Annotated in this window: 13 protein-coding genes and 4 tRNA genes; 9 read left to right on the forward strand and 8 right to left on the reverse strand. The window is 53.0% G+C overall.

Translation table 11 applies throughout. The features are described 5' to 3' along the window. Positions 1–174 precede the first annotated feature (174 nt). The gene (pbpG, locus tag KUF54_RS04470; RefSeq protein WP_219345477.1) at positions 175–1,380 is read left to right on the forward strand and encodes a D-alanyl-D-alanine endopeptidase; all 1,206 of its coding nucleotides are present in this window, start codon (positions 175–177) and stop codon (positions 1,378–1,380) included. A 143-nt stretch (positions 1,381–1,523) separates the two neighbouring features. Here the strand turns inward: pbpG and KUF54_RS04475 are convergent, their stop codons facing one another. The 5 genes from KUF54_RS04475 to earP all read right to left on the reverse strand — a co-directional run bounded on the left by KUF54_RS04475 (position 1,524) and on the right by earP (position 6,029). Then, positions 1,524–2,360 (reverse strand): IclR family transcriptional regulator, encoded by an 837-nt coding sequence (locus tag KUF54_RS04475; RefSeq protein WP_255576293.1) that lies wholly within the window; start codon positions 2,358–2,360, stop codon positions 1,524–1,526. Positions 2,361–2,475: 115 nt separating this feature from the next. After that, positions 2,476–3,216 (reverse strand): arginyltransferase, encoded by a 741-nt coding sequence (locus KUF54_RS04480; protein WP_219345478.1) that lies wholly within the window; start codon positions 3,214–3,216, stop codon positions 2,476–2,478. A gap of 29 nt (positions 3,217–3,245) precedes the next feature. After that, positions 3,246–3,995, reverse strand: coding sequence for a leucyl/phenylalanyl-tRNA--protein transferase (gene aat / locus KUF54_RS04485; protein WP_219345479.1), 750 nt, complete (start codon positions 3,993–3,995; stop codon positions 3,246–3,248). Between the two features lie 157 nt (positions 3,996–4,152). Then, the gene (gene efp, locus KUF54_RS04490; protein ID WP_219345480.1) at positions 4,153–4,707 is read right to left on the reverse strand and encodes an elongation factor P; all 555 of its coding nucleotides are present in this window, start codon (positions 4,705–4,707) and stop codon (positions 4,153–4,155) included. A gap of 200 nt (positions 4,708–4,907) precedes the next feature. Continuing rightward, the gene (gene earP, locus KUF54_RS04495) at positions 4,908–6,029 is read right to left on the reverse strand and encodes an elongation factor P maturation arginine rhamnosyltransferase EarP (RefSeq protein WP_219345481.1); all 1,122 of its coding nucleotides are present in this window, start codon (positions 6,027–6,029) and stop codon (positions 4,908–4,910) included. A 168-nt stretch (positions 6,030–6,197) separates the two neighbouring features. Here earP and uvrC point away from each other — a divergent pair, with 168 nt between their 5' ends. The 7 genes from uvrC to KUF54_RS04530 all read left to right on the forward strand — a co-directional run bounded on the left by uvrC (position 6,198) and on the right by KUF54_RS04530 (position 11,965). Beyond that, a complete protein-coding gene (uvrC, locus tag KUF54_RS04500; protein WP_219345482.1) occupies positions 6,198–8,150 on the forward strand; it encodes an excinuclease ABC subunit UvrC in 1,953 nt (650 codons plus the stop codon). A gap of 63 nt (positions 8,151–8,213) precedes the next feature. Continuing rightward, positions 8,214–8,777 (forward strand): CDP-diacylglycerol--glycerol-3-phosphate 3-phosphatidyltransferase, encoded by a 564-nt coding sequence (pgsA, locus tag KUF54_RS04505; RefSeq protein WP_219345483.1) that lies wholly within the window; start codon positions 8,214–8,216, stop codon positions 8,775–8,777. A 358-nt stretch (positions 8,778–9,135) separates the two neighbouring features. Next, positions 9,136–9,408 (forward strand): HU family DNA-binding protein, encoded by a 273-nt coding sequence (locus tag KUF54_RS04510; protein WP_099737394.1) that lies wholly within the window; start codon positions 9,136–9,138, stop codon positions 9,406–9,408. Positions 9,409–9,422: 14 nt separating this feature from the next. Beyond that, positions 9,423–9,498 (forward strand) — tRNA-Val (locus KUF54_RS04515). A 312-nt stretch (positions 9,499–9,810) separates the two neighbouring features. Then, a complete protein-coding gene (locus tag KUF54_RS04520) occupies positions 9,811–11,706 on the forward strand; it encodes a SurA N-terminal domain-containing protein (RefSeq protein WP_219345484.1) in 1,896 nt (631 codons plus the stop codon). A 67-nt stretch (positions 11,707–11,773) separates the two neighbouring features. Further along, positions 11,774–11,849 (forward strand) — tRNA-His (locus KUF54_RS04525). 40 nt (positions 11,850–11,889) lie between these two features. Next, positions 11,890–11,965 (forward strand) — tRNA-His (locus tag KUF54_RS04530). A 301-nt stretch (positions 11,966–12,266) separates the two neighbouring features. Here the strand turns inward: KUF54_RS04530 and KUF54_RS04535 are convergent. Together KUF54_RS04535 and infA are read right to left on the reverse strand one after the other, a co-directional pair. After that, positions 12,267–12,343: transfer RNA gene (locus KUF54_RS04535), tRNA-Pro, on the reverse strand. A gap of 70 nt (positions 12,344–12,413) precedes the next feature. Then, positions 12,414–12,674, reverse strand: coding sequence for a translation initiation factor IF-1 (infA, locus tag KUF54_RS04540; protein WP_219345485.1), 261 nt, complete (start codon positions 12,672–12,674; stop codon positions 12,414–12,416). A 406-nt stretch (positions 12,675–13,080) separates the two neighbouring features. On the opposite strand from infA, the gene asd reads away from it, so the two are divergent. Continuing rightward, positions 13,081–13,938, forward strand: coding sequence for an archaetidylserine decarboxylase (asd, locus tag KUF54_RS04545; protein ID WP_219345486.1), 858 nt, complete (start codon positions 13,081–13,083; stop codon positions 13,936–13,938). Between the two features lie 72 nt (positions 13,939–14,010). Here the strand turns inward: asd and KUF54_RS04550 are convergent, their stop codons facing one another. Further along, positions 14,011–14,277, reverse strand: a complete 267-nt coding sequence (locus KUF54_RS04550; protein ID WP_219345487.1) for a hypothetical protein — start codon at positions 14,275–14,277, stop codon at positions 14,011–14,013. Positions 14,278–14,291: the final 14 nt, after the last annotated feature.

Here is a 14,291-nt window from a genome sequence, read left to right on the forward strand (position 1 = left end):
CTTGTCTGAGTTGTTTGAATTAAATACATAGCAATCATCAAGTTGTAGCAGCACAAGATTGATTGCTAGATTTATAATTTCACTTAGATTATCGAGTAAGTTGTGCAAGTGCTTGTCGCTGCACAACTTTTTTGATTGAATTAAGTCCTTACACCTTGTTGTCTGGAGTATCGCATGCCAATGCTGCGTTCATTTCGCCTTGCAAAACTACCTCAGGTGTTGTCTTTAGCTCTGTTGAGCTGTGCGTTAGCTGTGCCCGTTGCACAAGCGACAACTAAAAAAGACGTTAAAAAGCCCGTTGCCACTGCCGCTGCGTCCTCTAAAAAAGGAGCTAAAGCGCCCGCTGCTAAAGTTGCCTCTTCTAAAGCCCGCGTGGCTGCGGAGCCTAAAAAAGCCAAGGGTGCCAAAGTAGCCAAGGCGGTCAGCAAAAAAGGCGCCAAGTCTGAAGTGGTGGCTAAGGCTGATAAGTCCAGAACTTCTGGCAGGAAGCGCTTAGCCAAGGCTGGGGCTGGCGGCGCGGCAGTCGCTGCTGCTGCAGTTGCGGTATCTGTGGAACCTGCCCGCAGGTCTTATGGGCAGATGGCAGGTCTGCACTCGGTGACGGATCCGCTGGATCTGCAAAGCAGCGTGGCCTATGTGATCGATCAAGATACGCATGAAGTGTTGCTTAGCAAGAACGATCAGGCGGTTTTGCCCATTGCTTCACTCACTAAGATCATGACGGGCTTGCTGGTCTCGCAGGCTCGTTTGCCTATGGATGAGATGATCACCATCACTCAAGATGATGTGGATACCGAAAAGCACAGTAGCTCGCGTTTGCGGGTGGGGACGACCTTGACGCGCTCTGAGATGATGCATCTTGCGCTGATGTCTAGTGAAAACCGTGCTGCCCATGCACTGGGTCGCACTTATCCGGGTGGCCTGGGGCAGTTTGTGCAGCAAATGAACGCGAAGGCCATGCAGCTGGGCATGAAAGACACGCGTTATGTAGAGCCTACGGGCCTGTCCAGTAGCAATCAGTCCAGCGCACGTGACTTGGCTCGTTTGGTAGCTGTTGCACACGAAGATCCAATGATGCGCGAATACTCGACATCTCATGGCTATGAAGTGGCTGTGGGACGCCGCACTTTGCAGTTCAACAATACCAACCGTTTAGTCAAAAGCGACAACTGGGATATTGGTTTGCAAAAGACGGGCTATATCTCCGAGGCTGGTCGCTGCTTGGTGATGCAGGCCCAAGTTTCCGGTCGCAAGCTGATCATGGTGTTCCTGGATTCTGCAGGTAAGTTTAGCCGCCTAGCTGATGCTGAGCGAGTGCGTCATTGGGTTGAAGGCATGCCCAGTGCAAGCAGCGTTGTAGCTCAGCGTATTCGTGGCTAATCTTTCGGTTAGGTATTGGCTCTAAGAGGCACATAAAAAAACGCTACTTCAAGTAGCGTTTTTTTATGCCCTGATCCGGTGAAATTAAGCTCTATCCGCTGTAGTTGTTGCACCTGATGCTCAGCAATTCATAGCGAATTGAGTCAGTCTTCTGGATGGCTGCGGCTGTACGAGTGCGGAGTTGTCTGTGTGTTTGTGATACGTGCAACGGCGCAGCCAAGGGCTAAGGAAATTTCTTGCACTGTGGCCTGAAGGCGTGGGGCCCAGCTTTCATCAAGGCGGTCTGCGGGCGCCGAGATGGATAGACCTGCAATGAGTTTGCCTTGGTCATCGTAAATGCCTGCGGCCATGCAGCGCACTCCCAGTTCTAACTCTTCGTTATCGCGTGCAATGCCGTATTGGCGAACTTTGGCCAGTTCATGCTCTAGTTGACCAATTTGGGTCAGGCTGAAGTGGGTCTTGCCGGGAAGTCCCGTGCGGGTGGCATAGGCGCGGACTTGCTGGGAGTCGTCAGCCGCTAAAAATAGCTTGCCGTTGGAGGTTAGGTGCAGCGGAGCATGGCCACCAATCGCACGCACCACCTGCATGCCGGAACGCTCACTGTATGCACGTTCCACGTAAACGATTTCATCACCTTGGCGCACGGAGAGGCTGATAGGCTGCTGAATTTGCTTGTGGAGCTGGCGCATCGGCGTCAGCGCGACTTCGCGCACATTCAGGCGAGCTTTAACTAAGTTGCCAAGCTCCAGAAAACGCATGCCTAAGCGGTAACTGCCTGACTCGGGTCTATCCACAAAGCGGCCGATGGCGAGGTCGTTGAGGATGCGGTGCGTTGTGGAGGGATGCAGGCCCGTGCGTTCGCTGATCTCCTTCAAAGAAACCGCTTCCTCACGCGATGCCAGCACGTCGATCAACGTGAACATGCGCTCCAGAACCTGGACGCTGGGCTTTGCGGAGACTGCTAGGTCGTCTTTTTTCATTCGTTGGAGGTGCTTTGCGGGATCAGGGCATTCTAGCGGGGCAAGCGCCGCGCAGGCATGTCATCTGCCCGTCTTTTTGGCTGCGCAGCTATTCAATGTGCGAGCGCACAACGCTTTACCGATCAACGCGTTGCCATTGTTCAGCTTCACGGACTTCATACGGAAGAAAGCTGGCTTTGTAGCGCATCTTTTGGCTGTCCGAGATCCAGTATCCGAGGTAGACGTAAGGCAAGTTCATAGCTTGTGCCTGCTTGATTTGCCAAAGCACATTGAAGGTGCCGTAGCTGGCTTGATCTTCTGGGTCGTAGAAGGTGTAGACGGCAGATAGGCCGTCTTCCAGTACATCCAAAATCGAGACCATCTTGAGCGTGCCGCGCTCGCCTGTCTCCGTTGGCTCTCTAAATTCCACCAGTCGTGAATTGACGCGGCTTTGTAGCAAAAACTGGGTGTACTGGTCCACGCTATCGTTGTCCATGCCGCCGCCGCTGTGGCGGTGTTGCTGGTAGCGCAGGTACAGCTGGTAGTGCTCATCCGAGTAATGCAGTCGCTGTATCGAGATAATCAGTTGGCCGTGTTGCTTGGCCGAGCGTCGCTGGCTGCGATTAGGATGAAATTCGCTGCTCAGGATGCGCAGCGGAATGCAGGCTTGACAGCCGTCGCAATAAGGTCGGTACGTGAACATGCCGCTGCGGCGAAACCCCATGGTGACCAACTCTGAATAAACTGCATTCTGTATTTGATGGCTGGGCGTTGCGACCTGAGAGCGTGCCATTCTCCCTGGCAGGTAACTGCAGGGGTAGGCTGCCGTGGCATAGAACTGCAGGGCATGTAGCGGTAGGTCGTTCGGGTGCGTCATGATCAGGCCGGTGCTACAGAAGCGTTGCGTCAAATTTCAGGGGCGCTTAGCAATTTACTCCAGTATAGAGGTGCAAATTGCCAATGCATATCGGGCAACTGAGCTTGTGTTTTGACGGTTTGAATAAATTGCTCTCTCGGAATTTCTTGTCCGCCCATAAATGACAGGTGCGCAGTGGCTTGCTGGCAGTCAATTTGAGGAACCTGATGGGCACGGCACAGCGCAACCAGCGCAGACAGGGCAATTTTTGAGGCATCGGTTTGCAGTGCAAACATAGATTCGCCAAACACTGCCTTGCCCAGTGCCACGCAGTACAGGCCGCCCACCAATTTGCCATCAACCCAAGTCTCTACGCTGTGTGCTGCGCCTTGGTGGTGAAGTTCGGTATAGGCATCGATGATGCTTTGAACAATCCAGGTGCCGTTTTGCCCATCGCGCGGGGCTTGAGCGCAGTGCTGCATCACGGTTGAGAAGGCGCTGTCGATGCGAATTTCGCAGCCAGGGGTATCGCGGAATTTTTGCAATGCCCTGCGCAAACTGCGACGGAGCCGGAACTCTTCAGGGCGCAAAGTCATGCGCGGATTGGGAGACCACCAGAGCACTGGCTGCCCATCGCTGAACCATGGAAAAATGCCTTGGCTATAGGCTGCGCGAAGATGTGCGGCATCTAGTGTGCTACCCGCAGCCAGCAGGCCGGGAATGGGGTCCCGCTCTCCCCAAGTTTGATCAATAGGTGGAAATTCTTGTTCAGGCTGCAGCCAGGGCAGGGAGTGCGTCATTTGCCGGTGAAGTGGGTGGTGATGCTGCCAGTCTTGCATAGACTTACAGTATTTTGTGAGGGCTCATTGTGCTGAATAACTTCAGCACTAATAAAAAAGGCTTCCGTGTAGGAAGCCTTTTTTGTTGAGTCAAGCAACTGCAAGAGTTGCGGCTGCATTACACGCGCTTGCGGTATTCGCCAACGCGGGTGTCGATTTCGATCTTGTCTTCTTGAGCCACGAACAAAGGCACGGCGATTTCAAAGCCAGTCGCAATCTTTGCGGGCTTCAGCACCTTGCCGGATGTATCACCCTTAACAGCAGGCTCAGTCCAAGTGATTTCGCGCACGATGGTGGTGGGCAGCTCGCAAGAAATTGCCTTGCCGTCATAGAACACCACTTCGGCAGTCATGCCGTCTTCCAGGTAGTTCAGTGCGTCAGCCATGTTTTCGGCTTCGACTTCGTACTGGTTGAACTCTTCGTCCATCCACACGTACATTGGATCTGCGAAGTAAGAGTAAGTGCACTCCTTCTTGTCCAGAATCACGTTGTCGATCTTGTCGTCGGCCTTGAACACGTTTTCAGTGCCGAAGTTGCCGATCAGGCTCTTGAGCTTCATGCGCACGGTAGCAGCGCCACGGCCGCCACGAGCGTATTCGGTCTTCAGAACGATCATGGGGTCTTTGCCGAACATGATCACATTGCCTGCGCGGATTTCTTGAGCGATTTTCATGGCTTGCTTGCGTTTGAAAGGTTGGAGCCGCTCTACACGGCAGGCAAGCTGTTCGCAATGGTTGCTGAAGTGAATTAGCAACGCATCAATAGTGCGGCGGCGGGGCCTGCCGCATGTACCGCGGCGGGGCGCGACCCTGAAAAGCAAGATCGCTCGGCGGGCCGGGTACGCTCTGCCCTCAGAGAAGCAAAACGTGGATTTTAGCTTTTTTCGGCAACAAAAGCTTGAAGCTGCTCAATCAAGTCGGCCTGAATCGCTAATTTTTCTCGTGCAGCCCGTACGCACAAGGCCCATTCTGTCAATATTTCAGGGTTCAGCAAAGGCAATGTTTGCGGTGCGGTCATGCCGTTCCAAGCGTGATGAAAACGCCTGAGGCTTGTGGGCGCACCCAGCCAGTCCAAAAAGGCATTGAGCTTGTCGTGGTGGGCATTGTCGTGTTGTGGGTAGATATGCCAAGCAAAAGGTTGACCCGCCCAGATGGCGCGAACCAGAGAGTCCTCACCGCGCACCAGATTCAGATCGCCGGCCCAGAGCATTTCATCAAACTGAGGCTGTGGGCATGGCTGCAGATATTGAATGTTCAATTGCTGTGCAGCTGGCAGCGCCTGAATAGCTGCAGTAGCCCGACCAGGGGTGACCAGTAGTCTGGCGTTGAGGCTGGGTAGTTGCTCAAGCAATTGCGGCAAGGCTATTGGCTCATAGCAAAACAGCGAGACAGCGAATTCGTTCGCTTGGACCCCTTGCGCAGTCCGCCATTGTTGGCGTTCGCATGCAAAATGATTCTGGCGTTGGCTTAAGTTTTGCTCTCGCACCAATGAGCCTGTGGCACTTGTGAAACCGGGGTAAAAAAACCAGCGGGTCAGGCCCGCCGCCGGGCCGGACATGATGCGCGATGGCAGGCGGTGGCAGCGCTCTACATAGTCTTCAGCAGACAGATATTCGAGGTTGATCCATGCCGGCGGATGGCCTTGCTCTGCCTTGCGTGCAATGGCTGAAACGAAAGGCGCGGGAATCTCACAGCCAAAGGCTTCAACAACCACGTCGCCAATAGATGCAGGTATGTCTGTGGCTTGTGCGGGCCATGTGTGCACGCTTAAAGCTTGTGGCCAGGGTTGCGGTGCCATCCACTGCAAGGCGCTGGCCTCGTCCATCCATAGTCTTACCTGCTGGCCGCGCGCCACCAGTTCTGCCGCGGTGCGCCAGCACACGCCAACATCGCCAAAGTTATCAATGATCTGACAGAAAATATCCCAAATTAGTGCAGGGCGTACAAGGCGTAGGGGGCTTGGTTGATGTTTTGGTAGCGGTAAAAAATCCAGCATGACTTCAGTGGTTGTGAGTTCTCTTGGATTGGCGCAGGAGCCCGTGTTGGTCGTTGAGTCCTGCGAGGTGTTGTAGGCTGGCGCGCAGCCACTTCACGAGGCGGTGATTATCACTCGCTGGGTGACTCTTGCTGTTGCGAGGTCTGACATGCGCAGACAATATCGGCTATGTCTTCCACGCACTCTCCTGAACTTTTGGCCCAGGTCGCCGCGCTGCCATCTCTTCCCGGTGTCTATCGCTATTTTGATGCTGCAGGCGTTTTGCTCTATGTGGGCAAAGCCATCAACCTCAAGCGCCGAGTCTCTAGCTACTTTCAGAAAGATCATGGCGGAACGCGCATAGGGCACATGGTCAGCAAGGTCGTACGCATGGAGACGACGGTGGTGCGCTCAGAAGCAGAAGCACTGTTGCTGGAGAACAACCTGATCAAGACGCTGTACCCCAAGTACAACATCTTGTTTAGGGATGATAAAAGCTACCCCTATCTCAAACTTAGTGGCGTGGCACACCGAGATGGCAAGAGCGGTGAGCCCGGGTTTCAAGAGTTTCCGCGCATGGCTTATTACCGCGGCGCTGTCGATAAAAAGCACCGATACTTTGGCCCCTATCCAAGTGCTTGGGCGGTCAAAGAAACAATTCAATTGCTGCAAAAGGTGTTCAGACTGCGCACCTGTGAAGACACGGTTTATGGCAACCGCACGCGGCCGTGCCTGCTGTATCAAATCAAGCGCTGCAGCGGCCCCTGCGTGGATTTGATATCGCCTGAAGCCTATGCGCTGGATGTGCGCAACGCCGAGGCCATGCTTCGCGGTGAAACCAGCGAGCTGCTTGAGCAATTGGAAGCGCGCATGATGGCTCACTCCGATCAGCTGGAGTTTGAGCAGGCTGCCGAGGTACGCAATCAAATAACGGCCTTGTCCCGTGTGCTGCACCAGCAGTCGATTGAAACGGCAGACGATAAGGATGTGGACATACTTGTCGTGAAGGTGCAGGGCGGTCGTGCCTGCGTTAATTTGGCTATGGTCCGTGGAGGGCGGCATCTGGGCGATAGGCCATATTTCCCCGCCAACTTGGGCGATGCTGCTTCGGTTTATTTCAGCGAGGAAGAAGTCGATGTCGCTGCGCAAGATCGCCCTATAGAAGAGCTGGTGCTGGAAGCCTTTATCGCCCAGCACTATGTGGGAGTCACGGTGCCGCCTACCCTTGTAGTGAGCCATTCGGTAGAAAAAAAGCTCATTGCTTTGTTGACCGAGCAGACGGGTGTACGCATCTTTGTAGTTCAGCAGCCGCGTGAGCAGCGCCGCATTTGGTTGGAGATGGCCCAAAAAAATGCGGATATCCAACTGGCACGCTTGTTAGCCGAAGAAGGCTCGCAACAAGCGCGCACGAGGGCGCTGGTCGAGGCCCTGGATCTGCCGGTTGAGAATTTGGATGCGCTGACGATTGAATGCTTTGACATCTCGCACACCAGTGGCGAGAGTACCAAGGCATCTTGCGTAGTGTTCCATCACCACAAAATGCAAAGCAGTGATTACCGCCGCTTCAACATTGAAGGCATTTCGGGTGGCGATGACTATGCCGCCATGCGCCAGGTGTTGACGCGCCGCTACAAGCCTGTTGCTGATGCGCAGCGTGAAGCGGGCGGGGCAGAACTCACGGGCAAGCAGCCACATCTGCCTGATCTGGTGCTGGTGGATGGCGGCAAGGGCCAAGTCAGCATGGCGCGCGAAGTGTTTACTGAGCTGGGTCTCGATCTATCGCGCATCGTGGGTGTGGAAAAAGGCGAGGGCCGCAAGGTCGGCTTGGAAGAGTTGGTGTTTGCTGATGGGCGTGAAAAGGTCTATCTGGGTCACGATTCGGCAGCGTTGATGCTGGTGGCGCAAATACGAGATGAGGCGCACCGTTTTGCGATCACCGGCATGCGCGCTGCACGTGCCAAGGTGCGCACAGGCTCCAGTAGCCTGGAAGAAATTCCGGGGGTTGGTCCAAAAAAGCGTGCGCGTTTATTGCAGCGCTTTGGCGGTGTGCGTGGCGTGGGCGATGCTAGCGTAGAAGATCTCATGACGGTTGAAGGTATATCCGCTACCTTGGCCGAAGAGATTTACCGTGCGCTGCACTAAGTGATAGACGTGCGCGGCAAGGAATATGAAACTAGGTGTCTCAGTGCATGACACAATGCGCTTATGTTCTTGACCATCCCCACCTTGCTGACCTGCACGCGGATAGTGGCGATTCCGCTCATCGTCGGGGTGTTTTACGCGCCACTAGACGCATCCACCCGCAATCTTATTGCGACCATCATGTTTGTCGTGTTCGCTGCCACCGACTGGTTTGATGGCTATCTAGCGCGCAAACTCAATCAGACTTCGGCTTTTGGCGCATTTCTTGATCCGGTTGCGGATAAGTTTTTGGTCTGTGCAGCACTGTTGGTGCTGGTTCATCTGCAGCGCGCTGACGTGTTTGTTGCGCTCATCATCATTGGCCGAGAAATTGCCATTTCTGCGTTGCGTGAATGGATGGCTCAATTGGGTGCCAGCAAGAGCGTCGCTGTCCACATGATAGGCAAGCTCAAGACAACGGCGCAGATGGTTGCGATTCCTTTTCTGCTTTACGACGGCGTAGCCTTTGGTGTGTTGGATACGGGCGTATGGGGACATTGGCTCATTTGGATTGCCGCTGTGCTTACGGTTTGGTCCATGGCCTATTACCTGAAAAAAGCACTTCCAGAAATCCGAGCAAGGCTCTGAGTTTTTCTAAAAAGTTATTAAAGCGCTTGTTTTCAAGCGCTTTTTTTACGGTCTAGTGCGTAGATTTTGGGCTGTCGTTTTTACGAAATTTTGTCAATTGGTGAAGCCGACACAGCTCCATTGTTAAAAAACTGCGTTGCTTGCCTGAAACGGCTCAAAAGCCGCATAGAATATGAACCTGTCGCTGGAATGCGCAGCGCGAAATGAGATGAAAAGTTGAAAGCTTTAGCTAAAAATGAGTGCTAAAATACTCAAAAAATAAAGCACTAAAATTTAGATTCGTCGCGACTGGTTTCTTTTTTTGCAAAGTTTGCTTTAATAGAAACATTCCATTTACTGATTTCTCGAGAGGCATCTTGTGAATAAAACCGAACTAATTGAGCACATCGCTAACAACGCCGATATTTCCAAGGCAGCCGCAGCGCGTGCATTGGACTCTACGATCGACGCAGTGAAGAAAACACTGAAAAAAGGTGGTACAGTATCGCTTGTTGGTTTTGGAACATTTGCAGTTGGCAAACGAGCAGCACGTACAGGTCGCAATCCACGTACGGGTGAGTCGATCAAGATCAAAGCGGCCAAAGTGCCAAAATTCCGTCCGGGCAAAGCATTGAAAGATGCTCTGAACTGACAAAAAGTTTCAGTGGGTCCTTAGCTCAGTTGGTAGAGCGGCTCCTTTACACGGAGTAGGTCGGCGGTTCGAGACCGTCAGGACCCACCACTAAAACGCAAAAAAGGCTTAGAGAAATCTAGGCCTTTTTTGCGTTTTAGTTTTAGATTCGTGCGTTTTCAACGCTGGCTGAGTGTATTTTGCGCAAGATGCGCTTGCGCAACTGCAGCAATTGAAAAGTGCGCAGGTAGAATGGGTGTGATTAGCCTAACCCTGTTGGTGGAGGTTGGATGGCAGTTCTGTAGTGCATCATTGCCCTGTAGAGGCCCGGTCAGTGGCGTATTCGGGTCCCACGGCTTTCACCATTGTTAATGAGGCGAACGAAAGTTCGCCTTTATTTTTGCCTCCGCAGAAAGATTGACCATGTTTGAATCCATCCGCAAGCATTCCAAGTTCATCATGATCTTGTTGTTCTTGCTGATTATTCCCTCTTTCATTTTTGTTGGGGTCGATCAGAGCTACTTCACCGAATCCAGTCAGACTGTGGCTCGCGTGGATGGGCATGAGATTAGCCAACAAGACTGGGACAACGCTCACCGGGCTGAAAGTGATCGTCTGCGTGCGCAGAATCCGACCATGGATGCCAAACTACTTGACACTCCAGAGGCACGCTATAACACGCTGGAGAAGCTGGTGCGAGACCGCGTTTTAGCGGCTGCTGCTAATAAGATGCATTTGACGACGTCAGATGCGCAATTGGTGCGTACGCTGCGTGAAATTCCTGCTATTGCAACTCTGCAAAAGCCTGACGGCTCTCTCGATGCTGAGGCCTACAAGGCTTTGGTTGGGTCGCAAGGGATGACTCCGGAAGGCTTTGAGGCAAACCTGCGCCGAGAGCTAGCTCTCGCTCAAGTGTTGGGTACTGCATCGTCGAGTAGTTTTGCGACAGGTGTGCAGTTGCAGCAGGCAATGAATGCGCTGTATCAGCGCCGCGAAATTCAGGTGGCCCGCTTTGATGCGGCTGCTTTTGCGGCCAAAGTCCAGCCTACTGAGGCTGAGCTTAAAGCGTTCTATGAAGCGCACACTGCTCAGTTTAAGCAGGCGGAAGCTGCAACTGTTGAATACCTTCAGCTGGATCTGGCTGCTGTGCAGCAAAGCATTGTGCTCAGCGAAGATGATCTGCGAACCTACTACAAGGAAAACGCAGCGCGTTTGGCCGGAACTGAAGAGCGTCGTGCGAGTCACATCCTGATTAATGCCAGCAAGGATATGCCCGCTGCAGAGCGTGCCAAATCCAAAGCCAAGGCTGAAGAGTTGCTGGCCCAAGTGCGTAAAGACCCAAAGAGCTTTGCGCAGGTTGCAAAAGCCAATTCACAAGACCCTGGCTCAGCGGCCAATGGTGGTGATCTGGGCTACTTCGGTCGCGATGCGATGGTCAAGCCTTTTGAAGAAGCTGTTTTCAAGATGAAAGAAGGCGATATCAGTGACGTGATTGAGTCTGATTTTGGCTTTCACATCATCGAGCTGACCGCTGTGAAGCAACCCAAAGTGCCATCGTTTGAAGAAATGCGCCCTAAGCTGGAGGCCGACCTTAAGCAACAACAGGCACAGCGCAAGTTTGCTGAAGCGGCAGAAGCGTTTACCAACGGTGTTTATGAGCAGTCTGAAAGCCTCAAGCCTGTGGCAGAGAAATTCAAGCTGACTATTCACAAGGCTGAGAATGTGACGCGTGAGCCAGTTCAGGGTGCGCAAGGCCCATTGGCAAGCAAGCGTTTCTTAGAGGCGTTGTTCTCTGCGGACTCGCTGGAAAATAAGCGCAATACTGATGCGGTGGAATTGGCGCCAAATACGCTGGTTGCTGGTCGCGTGTTGAGCTACTCTCCTGCGCACACTCAGTCGATGGAAGAAGTCGGTGACAAGCTCAAGCAGCTTTATGTGGCGCATCAGTCCGCAGAGATGGCCAAGCAAGACGCCAAGGAAAAAATGAGCGAGTGGAAGGCAAAACCTGAAACGGCTAAGCTTGCTGCTCCAGTTGAGGTGGGTCGCGATCAAGCGATGGATTTACCTCGCGAAGTTTTGGATGCAGCGCTGCGCGCCCCGACTAATGCTTTACCTGCATGGGAAGGCGTTGACTTGGGTAATGCGGGCTATGCCGTCATCAAGATCAATCGCGTTGCTGAACGTCCCGCCCAAGATGCCCAAGTGATCGAGCAGCAGAAGTCGCAGTTTACGCAGTGGGCTTCCATGGCTGAGGTCATGGCCTACTATGAACAGTTGAAGAAAGACTTCAAGGTTCAGATTAAAGTGCCGCGCCCGTAACTGGGTGGATAAATCAGGTTTGAATTTATTTTGGCCTGATTTCTGCATTACAATAGATGCTTCTACGGTGGCTGTAGCTCAGTTGGTAGAGTCCAGGATTGTGATTCCTGTTGTCGTGGGTTCGAGCCCCATCAGCCACCCCAAATAATGCTTTAAATCTTCAGATTTAAAGCGCAAGTTACGGCGGACATAGCTCAGTTGGTAGAGCCCCGGATTGTGATTCCGGTTGTCGTGGGTTCGAGCCCCATTGTTCGCCCCAGTAAAAAAGCCCTTAGCATAACGCTAGGGGCTTTTTCTTTTTCAGGCGCAGAAAAAGCAGATAGTGCCTCGAAGTGAAAGCGCTACTCAGATACGGAGCGACGAGGCTGAAGGGAGCGGGCAAAGCAATGCCTCTGGGCTTGAGTCAGTTTTTAGTTGCTTCAAATGTCCCCATCAGGCGCGGGCGCTGTGGTTAGCAATAACTGTCTTTGGCTGCGCATCAACATTGCCGATGCTATTTAATTCTAGCCAGAAAAGACAAAAGGACTTAGCCCTTTTAAAGGCTAAGTCCTTGAATCATTTGGTCGGAGCGGCGGGATTCGAACTCGCGACCCTCTGCTCCCAAAGCAGATGCGCTACCAGGCTGCGCTACGCTCCGAAGCCGCTATTATATGCACAAAAAATGACTTGTTTTTAGAAGCTGCGCCATTTTTTAGTGAAGAGGTCAATTACTTAGGGCGGCGGGGCGTTGCAGGGCCTGGGCCACGGCCGGCTAAGTGGCGGAAGGTGATGCGACCCTTGGTAAGGTCGTAGGGCGACATTTCCAGCGACACGTTATCGCCCGCCAGAATGCGGATGTGGTGCTTGCGCATTTTGCCGCCCGTGTAGGCAATCAGTTGGTGACCGTTTTCTAGCGTGACGCGAAAACGTGAGTCAGGCAGGACTTCCGTCACAGAGCCTTGCATTTCAATCAGTTCTTCCTTGGCCATTTGTTTAATCTCAAAAAATGTCAGTTGCGGCGTTTGTTCGTCATCGCCACGTAAAAAGCCTGAGTGTTGTATGACTCAGGCCTTTGATTTGGCAAGGGTGCTGCGCAGCACTGCGCAGTGCAAACAAAGGCTGGTATCCCATTAGCAATGCAGTACAAATGCATTCATCTAATCATCAGAATTTTAGCGTTTTGGCCTAACAAATGCGCTCAAAAATGAGTCTGCGTCGCATCGATAAGACGGGTTTTTTGCAATTTTTTCATAGTGCTTTCACTAGGCCTACGGTCAGTTTCGCTAAGGCAATGGGGGCTGGCTTGCACTGGTGTTTTTCAAGATCATGGCAGCTAGCGTGGTCTTCGCTAGAATCCTCTTCACTTCTCTATAACTTTGATAGCAAAAAACCATTGTGTCTGATCGACTTGCCGTACTTTCTCAATATTTCTTGCCCAAGCAGGCGTTAACCGTTCTGATGGGAAAATTGGCCCAGGCTGAAGCAGGGGGCTTGACGACGGCAGTCATTCGTCGCTTTATTCAGCGCTACAAGGTCAATATGGCCGAGGCCGCGAACCCCGATCCTGCTGCTTACAAAACATTCAATGCCTTCTTTACGCGAGCGTTGAAAGATGGCGCTCGTCCATTGCAGCAGGCCGATTGGGTATGCCCAGTAGATGGCGCTATCAGCCAGTTTGGCCCCATTGAAGGCGAGCAAATTTTTCAGGCCAAAGGTCACCAATACAGTGCAACAGCACTGGTAGGCGGCGATACAGCGTTGGCGCGGCAGTTTGATGACGGCAGCTTTGCCACCATCTATCTGAGTCCGCGTGACTATCACCGCATTCATATGCCATGCGCGGGCAAGCTGCGCAGCATGATCTATGTGCCGGGCGATTTGTTTTCGGTCAATCCGGTGACGGCGCGTGGCGTACCTGGTCTGTTTGCGCGCAATGAGCGCGTGGTTTGTGTGTTCGATACGGCACACGGCCCTTTTGTAATGGTGCTGGTGGGGGCGACGATTGTGGGCAGCATGGCCACTGTCTGGCATGGGCTGATCAATCCACCGCGCCCCGGACACATCAAGACTTGGAACTACGAAGGAGCTGAGGCGGTTGAGCTGGCCAAGGGTGCGGAAATGGGCCGTTTTCAGCTGGGCTCTACCGTGGTTATGCTGTTCCCTCAAAGTGCGAGCCTGCAGTTCAATGCGCAGTGGCAGCCTGCAGCACCTGTGCAGCTGGGTCAGGTCATGGCGATGTGCAAGCCGCATTGAACTAAATTCAAAATCCATAGCAAAAGCCGCTGATGCCATAAGCAACAGCGGCTTTTTTTGATGCTTGATGGGTTATAAAAACCAGGTCAGAGGCTGAGGGCTGCGCTCGGTGGTGAACAGCGAGGGCGCCAAATGCAAACGGTCTGGTTTGACAGGGTCTTCATGGCCTTGCAAGTAAACCATCAGCTCTCGTCTGCGCAAAATGACATGGCTGACAATTTCGCGTTGGCCATTTTGGGTTACCTCGGTACCGGGGCGAAACAGCGGCATATGAAACAGGCCACTGCGGGTGGTAGTGCTGGGCGGCGGGGCCGCGACTTCATTAGAGGCGAGCTGCATAAGCTTTCCGTAGT

This window comes from Comamonas sp. Y33R10-2 (assembly GCF_019355935.1).
Lineage (GTDB): Bacteria > Pseudomonadota > Gammaproteobacteria > Burkholderiales > Burkholderiaceae_C > Comamonas.

Bases quoted from the DNA above. Each gene is read 5' to 3' on its own strand.
- KUF54_RS04520 (WP_219345484.1), top strand. From the start codon at position 9,811: ATGTTTGAATCCATCCGCAAGCATTCCAAGTTCATCATGATCTTGTTG.
- KUF54_RS04480 (WP_219345478.1), bottom strand. From the start codon at position 3,216: ATGACGCACCCGAACGACCTACCGCTACATGCCCTGCAGTTCTATGCC.
- KUF54_RS04550 (WP_219345487.1), bottom strand. From the start codon at position 14,277: ATGCAGCTCGCCTCTAATGAAGTCGCGGCCCCGCCGCCCAGCACTACC.
- pgsA (WP_219345483.1), top strand. From the start codon at position 8,214: ATGTTCTTGACCATCCCCACCTTGCTGACCTGCACGCGGATAGTGGCG.
- pbpG (WP_219345477.1), top strand. From the start codon at position 175: ATGCCAATGCTGCGTTCATTTCGCCTTGCAAAACTACCTCAGGTGTTG.
- aat (WP_219345479.1), bottom strand. From the start codon at position 3,995: ATGACGCACTCCCTGCCCTGGCTGCAGCCTGAACAAGAATTTCCACCT.
- KUF54_RS04475 (WP_255576293.1), bottom strand. From the start codon at position 2,360: ATGAAAAAAGACGACCTAGCAGTCTCCGCAAAGCCCAGCGTCCAGGTT.
- uvrC (WP_219345482.1), top strand. From the start codon at position 6,198: ATGTCTTCCACGCACTCTCCTGAACTTTTGGCCCAGGTCGCCGCGCTG.
- efp (WP_219345480.1), bottom strand. From the start codon at position 4,707: ATGAAAATCGCTCAAGAAATCCGCGCAGGCAATGTGATCATGTTCGGC.
- infA (WP_219345485.1), bottom strand. From the start codon at position 12,674: ATGGCCAAGGAAGAACTGATTGAAATGCAAGGCTCTGTGACGGAAGTC.
- earP (WP_219345481.1), bottom strand. From the start codon at position 6,029: ATGCTGGATTTTTTACCGCTACCAAAACATCAACCAAGCCCCCTACGC.